Origin of the sequence: Skermanella stibiiresistens SB22, from assembly GCF_000576635.1 — a bacterium.
In the GTDB taxonomy this organism is placed as follows: Bacteria; Pseudomonadota; Alphaproteobacteria; order Azospirillales; family Azospirillaceae; genus Skermanella; species Skermanella stibiiresistens.
Genome location: NZ_AVFL01000071.1, coordinates 1 through 9,813 on the forward strand (window position 1 = coordinate 1; position 9,813 = coordinate 9,813).

At 64.9% G+C, this 9,813-nt stretch carries 7 protein-coding genes and 1 pseudogene; 1 reads left to right on the forward strand and 7 read right to left on the reverse strand.

Translation table 11 applies throughout. The features are described from left to right. Nucleotides 1–135, reverse strand: a pseudogene (locus N825_RS40685) (IS5/IS1182 family transposase); the annotation flags it as partial. Between the two features lie 266 nt (nt 136–401). Here N825_RS40685 and N825_RS35030 point away from each other — a divergent pair. Beyond that, on the forward strand, nt 402–836 hold the full coding sequence (locus N825_RS35030) for a DUF29 domain-containing protein (protein WP_245613335.1): 435 nt from the start codon (nt 402–404) through the stop codon (nt 834–836). Between the two features lie 366 nt (nt 837–1,202). Here the strand turns inward: N825_RS35030 and cas3 are convergent, their stop codons facing one another. The 6 genes from cas3 to N825_RS35060 all read right to left on the reverse strand — a co-directional run. Then, nucleotides 1,203–3,467: a CRISPR-associated helicase Cas3' gene (cas3, locus tag N825_RS37425; protein ID WP_051514196.1), complete on the reverse strand. Its 2,265-nt coding sequence runs from the start codon at nt 3,465–3,467 to the stop codon at nt 1,203–1,205. 87 nt (nt 3,468–3,554) lie between these two features. Continuing rightward, nucleotides 3,555–3,821 carry a carboxypeptidase-like regulatory domain-containing protein gene (locus tag N825_RS41115; protein WP_211098447.1) on the reverse strand — a complete coding sequence of 89 codons (267 nt, stop codon included), beginning with the start codon at nt 3,819–3,821 and terminating at the stop codon, nt 3,555–3,557. Between the two features lie 20 nt (nt 3,822–3,841). Further along, nucleotides 3,842–4,756, reverse strand: coding sequence for a trypsin-like serine peptidase (locus tag N825_RS35045; RefSeq protein WP_084165407.1), 915 nt, complete (start codon nt 4,754–4,756; stop codon nt 3,842–3,844). A 32-nt stretch (nt 4,757–4,788) separates the two neighbouring features. Then, entirely contained in the window at nt 4,789–6,792 is a 2,004-nt protein-coding gene (locus tag N825_RS37430; protein ID WP_051514203.1) for a S8 family serine peptidase, read from the reverse strand. A gap of 77 nt (nt 6,793–6,869) precedes the next feature. Further along, nucleotides 6,870–7,820, reverse strand: coding sequence for a trypsin-like serine peptidase (locus N825_RS35055; RefSeq protein ID WP_157619773.1), 951 nt, complete (start codon nt 7,818–7,820; stop codon nt 6,870–6,872). An 881-nt stretch (nt 7,821–8,701) separates the two neighbouring features. After that, on the reverse strand, nt 8,702–9,813 hold a 1,112-nt coding region (locus N825_RS35060; RefSeq protein ID WP_211098449.1), incomplete at its 5' end, for a trypsin-like serine peptidase.

Here is a 9,813-nt window from a genome sequence, read left to right on the forward strand (position 1 = left end):
GCCCGGTGTGGTCCGCGGCGCCGCTTTCCACGCGACGATCGCCTCATCCGTGAACCACACGGTGAGACTGCCCCGCTGCCGCAGAGCCTCGTCATAATCGGACCAGTTCGTCACGCGTCGCTTCGGCCGCGGAATGTGGTGGCGGCGGGCAGCGTTGGCTTTATGCGGCATGAAGGCAGGATCCGGAGCATCGAAACAGGTCGTCCCTTACGCGATCCCGCATATCCCTGCAACACGCCACCAAGCGTATCCAGAGTTGGGTGACGCCTTGGAACGGTTAGCCCATGATCCCGCACGGTCCATGGCGGCACCCCACTTGTCTACCATCACCTCTGGCGCATCGACTGGTCACCACCATTGGTGATATTCAATCAGCGACAATTGGCTGGGAGACGATGTCGATGACAGCCCTGTACGAGACCGATCTGACGGCGTGGGCGCGCGAGCAGGCCGATCTGGCCCGGCGCGGCAGCGTCAATTCACTGGACCTAGTCCACATAGCCGAGGAACTGGACGCCATGGTCCGAGCCGAGCGTCGCGCCTTGGCCAGCCAGCTCGAGCGGCTGATGGCCCATCTCCTGAAGTGGCGGTACCAGCCGGGGCGCCGCGGCAACAGCTGGCGCCGCTCCATCCGCGATAGCCGGAACCAGATCGACCGCCTGCTGGCCGACAGCCCAAGCCTGACGGGGGAGATTTCCCGCCTTCTCCAGGCTGAGTGGCCGCGCGCGGTCCGCTGGGCCGGTGAGGAGACCGGCATCGGCCGTCGCGCTTTCCCGGATCAGTGCCCGTGGGCAGAGGCCGAGCTGCTGGACCCGGATTTCCTGCCGGACGAGTGATACGGGTTAGATAAAGGCGCCCTTCGGCTTGATCAGCGTGAAGGTGGGGACTTCCGTCGAGTTCCAGCTGTCCATGATGCCTCCACAGAGCTCGTCTTTCCGGAACAATGGATCCCATGCCGTGCCGCGCATTGGCAAGGTTGGCCATTCCGCACCGACCGGTTTCGGAGGGGCCTGACCCAGAAAGCACCAGGCGGGATAAGATCGATGCACCGAAAGTCCCACGACGAATAGGCTTCCATCTTGCCGCAGCTTCCCCACGCTGAGCACCCCAGGCCGGGATCGAAATCACGTGGGAGGTGACGGATGAAGATCGCGTCACCGTAGAGCGTGGATGCCCAATACTCTGGATTAGGTTGGGCGCGCCTATCGAGTCGGTCTGGCAACCCGCAGACCAGTGATCGGACTGTAGGTCACCCTCCCCCGTTGCCGGGGAAACCGGCCTTCCCGATCCGAGACGTCGGCCTCTCCGTACCAGCTTCCACCGTCGGTCGGGGTGAGGAGGATGATATCGCGGTCGCGAAGCCTCTTCCGCTGGGGTTCGGGGAGATGCTTCGTCAGGAGCGACTTGAGGGATTCCTGCTCCGGTAAATTGCGCAGGCGAGCCGGGCAGCGGCATTCGGAGGCTTCCAGCGGATCACCGTCCTCGTCGAGGAAGCGCGGAATGCCGCCTTCGACCATGGCCAGGAGCACGTTGAAGTTCTCGCCCAAGCGGGTCTTCGGGTCCTCCGGATCCAAGTCGGCATCGTCCGCCCGCCTCTCGGCGTTCCACTCGACGACAAGACCGCCCTTGAACGCGAGGGCCACCTGCCTGCCCTTGCTGTGTTTCGACAAGTCGTCCTCGACTGCGGCGTAATGGCGTCCGAGCAGGACGGCCGGCACAGCCTGCCTGAAGGCTGGATCGGCAGGATCGGCATACACCCGCTCCATCAAGGGCCTGATGTCTTCAGCCATAACGAAGCCGCCTTCCGGGCGGGACTTCCCGCGCAAACTTTCCGGCTCGGTCAGCAGGCAGGCCGACAGCCAGAGCTGGGCATCGTTGGTGTAAATGTTGGCGGCATGGGGGAACGTCCGCCGGTACCAGTCCCTGGAGGCCGACCGCGCATCCAGCTTTGGGGTGAAGAGCAGGATGGAACTGTCCGGGCGCCGGTCGATGCCATCGATGGCCGGTGAGCCGTCGGACGCCCGCGCGTGACGGCGCCGGCGCCCCAGCCTCTGGCAGACCGCATCCGCCGGAGCGAGGTCGGTGACCAACTCGTCGAAATCCAGATCCAAGCTCTGTTCCGCGGCCTGCGTCGCGATCACCAGGCGGCTTCGGCGATCCGCGGGAACGGCGTGCTTGCCGGCGATGCGGTGGAGCCGCCGTTCGGCGGCGGCGCGGTCGGCTGGGAGGAAGCGGGCATGGTACAGCACGGGCTCCGGCCAGCCCGATTCACGGGATAGGGCTCGGAACCGTTCCCACGCCTCGACCGCGTCGTCCACGGTGTTGCGGAACCAGATGACCGAGCGCCCGCCATCGAGCCACCCGGCGATCCGGGCGATCACCGTCCCTTCGTCATGGGCAGGTGCGATGTGGACGGAACGAAGGCCGGTACTGGGCGAGGGAGGCACCGGATGCAGGCCAATGCCATCGGCATGGACCTTCGTGAGCAGCGGGTAAGGGCGGGCCCCGAGGGTCTCGGCGGCGTCGGCGATCGAATTCCAACCAGCGCCGCTGGCATAGGCCCGGATCAGCGGCGCCTTGAGCCGGCTGGGCAGCGTGGCGGACATCAACACGACCGAATGTCCCATTATGCCCTGGTAGCGCAGCAAAGACCCAAGCAGCACCTGCATGTAGTCGTCGTAGGCATGGACCTCGTCGATGATGAGGACCTTGCGCCACAGCCCGGCGAGGCGCAGCGTCGCGTACCGGGCGCGAAGCGCCCCGACCAGCGCCTGATCCACCGTCCCGACGCCGAAATCAGCCAGCAGCGCGCGGCGGGATGACCGCGCGAACCAATCGAGCGCGCTGCCGTCTCCCGTTTCCAGAGCTGCCCACGTCGGCACGACCCGGAAGCCGGCGTGCCGGTGGCGCTTGCTGTGCGCCAGGACCACCTGCGGCGATACGGTGAACAGGGCGTCGGCGAAGGAGGAGCCACGCGCGCCCGCGACCTTGCGGTCGAACGCGGAATCGGCGGTCGCCATGGTGGGAAGACCGCTGTAGTACCCGTCCGCCCGGCCCATGGCGATGAGCCGCTGGGCTATTAGGTCGCCCGCCTCGGTCTTGCCCGAACCGGGAAGGTCCTCGATGATCGCCAGAACTGGGCCGGGCGGCAACCGTTCGGGCGAGAACAGGCGGTCGACCGCGGCCTGGAGCGGGGCCGGCCGCGCTGGGCCGCCACCACGGCCGAGATGAGCGAAGAGATCGCCGAAGCTCGCCGGCTGCTGGGCGCTTAGGCGGCGGAACAGCGCCGGCTGGAACTCGCCGATCACCTCGCCGGCCTTTGGGATGGCGAACTTGGTCCAATAGGTATCCGGATCGCCGAAATCCTTGTCGGTCCGGAAGAAGTCCGACGAGCCTCGGCGAGTTGCAGGAATATACGGGATCGCGTAAGGGACGGCCTGTTTCGATGCTCCGGATCGCGCCTTCATGCCGCATAAATCCAACGCTGCCCCTCTATCCAATCCGCTGCCTCGCGAAAAGCTGCAATAGAACCATGCCTCCTACCCGCCTCAACACTATGGGCTTCGTTCGAGAACGATGCGGATCTCGACCGGGGCAGCTGCCGTTGCCCCGACTGCCTCGATCTCAGTGCTGCCGAGCGCCCCGTCTGGTGCGTGCGCTGTCAGGCGAAAGCGGCCCGGCGGTAGTGCGATCCGGAATCTTCCTTCGGAGTCGCAGCGAATCCCAACCTCCGGCGTCGGCGCCGTGCCGGAGACGACTGCCACTAGCGCGCCGGGCACCGGCGCACCGTCGTCGCGCAGCACTTGGCCCTGGTGGAGCATCCGGTCCCCCGCAGCCTCGCTCAATGACTGCCGCTGTCCTGCTCGATCCAGCGGCCGATCTGCTCCACAACCTCCGGCGTGATCCGCGGGGCGGAGTTGACAAGCAGCGGGATCGAGTTTGGGGTGCCGCCGGTACCATAGGCGTGGATGCCGACGACGAGCGGCGCCGCGCTGGTGCCATTAGCCTCGATCATGTAAGTGGGACCGCCGCTCTGCCCGCCGGAGGTGTCCACGTCGTAGAAGATGCGACGCGGCTCAACTGCGCGGATGCGGTTGCGCGCCCACCACTGCTGGGTGCCTCCGCCCCGCTCGAATGGATAGCCACTCACATTCACGAGCTGGTCCTGGAGCTCCGTATCGGTCAGTGCACCGATCGCGAACCAGCCGAGCTCGTCGCCATACGCTTCGTCGAGATGGATCGCTGAGATATCGTAATCGGGATTCTGACTATCAGTCCACTGGTCCACTGTGGAGAAGCGGGTAACGACGAAGGAGCCGAAAGGGGTTGTCCCGCCGCTGCGTCCGGGCGTGACCGTGATCTTCGTCGCCCAGCCGCCCATTTGGCTGCGATCGAAGACGCAATGGCCGGCGGTGATGAGCGTACGCGGGCCGGCGAACCAGGCGGAGCCCACGAATCCGCCCCAGGGCGCCTCGATGTCCAGCGCGCAAACCATCCGCCAAGGCGCCTTATCGGTCTCAAGGATTTGGGTCCGCTCATCGACGCCGATTACCGTCTCAAGGCCCCGATTTTCGCTGAGAGGCCGCTGCTGCTTACCGGCGACGAGGCGCCCGCCCGACACCCCCATCCCCGTGAGGGCTTTCGGCGAGCCTGCGAGTACCATCCGCGAATGGACCGGATCCGGTTCCGGTCGTGGGCGCTGCGACCCCGCCACTTCTGTTGCTGCCGGCTTAGGCACTGACTTCAGTTGAACCATCGCCCTTCTCCCTATCTTGCCCGCCGCGGGCCTTAGATGGACTGGAGCGCGCGCAGTGTATCGAGCATGCCCGCGCCCTGAAAATACGGCTCGCGACCGAGGTCAGTCGCGGTCGTACAGAGGATCTGCTTGATTCGCGCGGGTCGCCCGCGCAACTCCTCGAAGCGGGCCATCAACATGGCAGCCGCCCCGCTCACGTGTGGGGCGGCGCAGCTCGTGCCCATGCCCTCGCCCTGCGCGCTCCCCGGCAGCGGTGCCGTGATCTTCTCGCCCGGGGCCACCAAGTCCGGCTTGCGCCGCCCATCGCCGGTGGGTCCCCGGCTGGAGAAATAGCTGACGCCGTATTGGTGCGCCTTGCAGTGCGTGGATCCAACAGTGATCACGCCGTCGGCGTTGCCAGGGTCGGTAATGCTGATAGCATGATAGCCTCCGAGCTCGCGGTTATCAGCCAAGCGATAGCGTTGGTGGCCGTGGTTACCAGCCGCAGCAACTAGCACGACACCGCTCGACCACAAGCTGTCACAGGCCTCGCAGATAGGAGTCGAGCCGCAGGCGTGGTTGGTCACGTCGTGAGGTGTCGACAAGCTGAGGTTTGCCCCGTGCACCAGGCGAGCGTCAGCGCGGCGGTTCAGATGCCCGATGAATTGCAGTGCGGCGATCACCTCGAACTCGCGCACGTCCTCGTTCTCGGACAGCACGCGCATATCGTACAGCCGGATGTCCGGACAGACCCCCTGCATTAGTACCCTGTAGGCCTGAGCCGGCGCGCCGCGCTCGTCCTGAACGGGACTGCCGAGCACGCGCCAGTCGGCTCCCAGGATCCCAGCAACGTGGGTGCCGTGGCCGACGCTGGGAGGGTGGGGGGCGGCGACCCGCAGGAGCGGCTCCAGTAGTCCCCAGTCTAGCTCAAGGCCCTGCTCCAGGCGATTCCTCAGCTCCCGTATCTGCCGCGGCGCCTCGCGCTCCGGCTCGGCGACGCCGAGGTCCTGCAGGTTGCGGATCAGACGCTCCTTTAGCGTGCGCTGCGCTTCGGTCAGTGTCGCACCATTCTGGAACAGCCGCGCCGTAGCCGCAGGGTCAAGCAGGGTGCGCACCTGCGTGAAGTCATAGGTCCGGTCGACACGCGAGGGCTTCGCCTCGCCATCAGCGGGAGGACGTCCGTCGCCCCAGTCCCAAAAGGCCGGGTGGGCACGGTCGATCCCGCTGTCGAGGACCGCCCAAGTCACCTTCCGGCAGGAGATATCAAACAGCCGCCGTGCCGCGTCGGCCTTCACCGCGAGGCAGGACTGCATGATTGCCGCCTCGGTCGGGCGGTTGAGCGCGACCTGCCAGATGGAACGCTCGATTGGGACGCCGTCGCCTTCCGACACCTCCTCGTGGTCCGCCGACGCGTCCTCGAACAAGACGTTAAACGCCCGCGCGAGCTCCAGGCCGCTCGGCGTCGTAGTTGCGCCGCGTCGCGCCCGGGGGCGGGAAATCGTTCCGACCAATGCAATGATCCAGAGAAGATCATGAGGGAACTCCTCGCCCTTGCGAAGGATTGCGCCGGCGACGCGCCGCTTGGCCTCCAACTCGTCGATTTTCGCGCCGATGGTCTGCACCTCGGGCTCGGTCAGGGGAAGCAGGCGCCTCGCCGCGTCCTGCTCGCGGCCCAGAGCGTGACCGAGCGGGGCGATCTGCTCGCCCCACCACCGCGTGGCCGGAAGGACGAGCGTCACCAATTCGTCGAAGCGAAGGCTTGCCGCGACCAAGCCCGGCATGTGCGCTACCCGCGCAGGATCCCGCGCGCCACCTGTTCGCCGGCGGGCCCGGCGCAGCCGTGCGCGGTGTCGGTCAACCGCCAGCCGGAGGTCGCGCGCGACGAGCCCGGCGCGAGCCTCGCGGTCCGGCGTCAGCAGCACGTCCTGCGGGGCATCTGGCTGCACGCCGAAGGCCAGCCACACGTTGGGCAGAATGGGCGAAGCCTGCGTGTAGCGGCGGCCGCCCAGGCCCTCGAATAGCACTCGCCGCACCTCGGTTAGATCCGTGTCGGACACGCTCGGGTCCTCACATTCAAGAACACGACAAGTGGTGCCGGGGCGTGCTTGCCCCGGCACACCTACGGGACCTTGGCCTAACAGTTGTCTGGGCTTGCGCTGCACGCACTATTCAAGACGTTGACGAAGTTGCTGTCGAGGATTGATGCACCAAGGTACTTCGGTTCCGTCGCGGTTGGGCCGTAGGAAGTGACAGCGACAAGGTAGTTGAGCGCGAGCGTTCCCGGCGGGCTACCCGCTGCCGCCACACCGAAGTCCTGGATCCACGGCCCGCCGCTGGCACCGCCGCGCATCGCAGAGCCATAGATGAAGGTGTTGCTGCCCCCGTCCGCGAAGGTACCTGCGTTGGTCTCCTGCATCCGGGTGCATGAATCCAGGTTGCACGGGTAGCCGAGCATCGTGACGTGGTTGCGCGAAAGTGCCTGGGTCCGCCAGCCGAGCCAACCCGTCACGTTGCCGATCCGCTGCGTCTGGCCCGCGACGGGCTGGTCATTCATGATAAGGAACGCGACGTCCCCTGAGTTAGGCACGGAGCCGTTGGACAGGTGCCAGGCGTTCAGTACCCACTGCTGGCTGCTCGTCCAGGACCCGTACGGCGCAGTGCCGTTGTTGAAAGCGGGGACGAAGAGGAAGTTGGTGTGAAAGTAGCGCTGCGCCGCGTCGGTGCTCGGATGCGTTACGCAGTGGCCGGCCGTCACGACGATGCGGGGGCGTAGCACCGAGGCCGAGCAGACGAAGTTCTGGTTAGTGCGTGGGTCACGGAAGAACAGCTTGCCAGCCGTCACATAGGGGTAGACTACCGTGGCCGTGTCGGGGAAGACGCGGCTTGTCGTGAAGAACGCGCCGAAGCTGCTGGTGGCCTCGGTGGTGTTACCACGGCTGGAGGGCGTTTCCTGGCTGGGCTCGAAGCCGAGCGGCCGGCGGAGGCTCTCGCCGGGGTCGACCGAGGGCGGCGATCCTTCACCCTGTTCGGTCTGGCTCGGCCGGCGCGTGAGTTCCGGTGCCTGGACCTGAGATCCCTGCGGCATCCCTTGTGGGCCCGGGGTGGCAGGGCTAGGCAGTTGGGGCGGCTGCGCCGAGCGGAGCCGGTCAGGGGTCCAGTAGTTCTGCGTCGAGGCCGCCTCGGACGCCGTTGGTGGCGACGAGGTGCCACTCTGCTGCTGCTGGGCCTGCACGGTGAGGGGCAGGCCGAGTGGTAAGGTTAGCAGCGCGGCGAGGGCAAGGCGGTACAAGCTCGTGGGGTTTGCTGCATCTGACATCATGTTTCGTACTGCCCGTACAGTTTAAGATATCATTTATTGCAGATTCTTGTCGAGACGAAGGGTTGTCCAAATTACCTTAATGGTAAATTTAGCACTCCCCGTTTTTACTAGGAATTGATATAAGTGGATATTCGTTATAACGAATATCCACTTATATCAATTCCTACAGAATATTTAGGCTGCGCTGGTTAGATTTTGATAGAAATGGTCAAAATTTCAATTTTATTGTTTCTGATTATAACATCCTAAAATAGCAATGGTTAATCTATTTAGGTGAATGACCAAATGTACAAGTTGTAAAGGGGTGATTGCTCACCGGGTGAGCTGAGCGCATAATGGAACCCAGGCGCACCGCGCATTGGGGGTGGCTGGCGATCCGGTGTTGCGTTACGGGGCCGGACATGGGTCAAAGGCGGGATGACGGTTCCGCCGCGCTATCGCCAGATCGATGAACGCCGTAGACATCGTACAATCTCCGGGATGAAAGGGACCTATCCGTCACATGGCACTGAACGTGCCTTGATGCGTGGGCCGTCCATCTCATCACGCTGGCGGCGGATGCCGGACCGAGGCGCGCGACCGGATGCAGCCCTTCGATGCAGCTCGTGCCGGATCGCCGTTAGCAAACGTAGCCGCCCGCCTTGACATCATGGCGTCCCGGGAGCGCGTAGCGCAGAGGCGATGGCGGCATCCTGAGCCTCAATATGCGTCATGAGAATTGCTTCCGCTTTTCCGCCTTCGCCTAACGGGCCGCCATGGCGCAGCATGTGCATCCCAAGTAAGGCCATGTCGGTTTCTGCTAAAACCGGAGCCCCAGAAGAACCGCTCATGGTATCGCACATGTAAACGAAGGTTTTTGAGTCCCTCGGCACGTCCTCAATATGGCAGCCTGCCCGCGACACCTGCGCTGGCCTTCCCATGGCGTGATGGATGACGAAGACAGGTTCGCCCGGTCGCGGTGCTCGCACGTGCAACGGAGTATGACTTGGCAACATCAGGTTATCGCTCGGCGCAAGTCGTAGCAGCGCATGCCCAACCTCTTCCGTGCCCATGCTCAGCGCAGACAGCTCCACATCCAGCAAGGTCGACGCCGAAGCGTCTTGTTCGATATAGTCAATCCGAAGGCGAAGATTTGTCGCGCCCTCTACGCAGAACCTGGGTGCCAGAACCAGATCGGCTGCTAATCGTAAAGCTGTGCAGCTGATTGGGCGATTTGACTTCTCCGCCAGCAGAAGGCCGACCCGGCTTGCCAGCAGCCGGTACTTGCTCCGTTCCGTGAAGTCGGCGACCGGTTCGAAGCGCGGTGCGACGAACTGCGAGGGCAGCGTCGGAACTGCGGCCGGGTCCCTCACCAGGCGCGCGATGTTCCCGTTCGGATCGTTGATGAATCCTGCCTCCAGCAGGAACTTCAGGTTGCGTTGAGCCGCCTCGACATCGTTCCCGGTTTTGATCGCCTCCGTGATGAGGCCGGTCTCGAACTTCTCGCGCTCCAGCCTCAGGTTGGCTAGCGTCTTCGCCTCCTCGGCCGCGATCTGGTTGCTTCCCTGCAGGTAGGTCGTGACGATGTTCCCTGCCAAGCCGATGATGGCGACGGCGACGCCCACGCCGACGGCGCTGAAGCCGCCGAAGATGCCCTGGGGCTTGTTGGCCTCGCGTTCACGGAGCGCCAACTCGCGCTCTTTGAGCGCAAGCTCGCCACGAACCCTGATCTCCTCGAGTTCGAGCCGCCTGCCCTCCACTCCCCCCCCCCCCCCCCCCC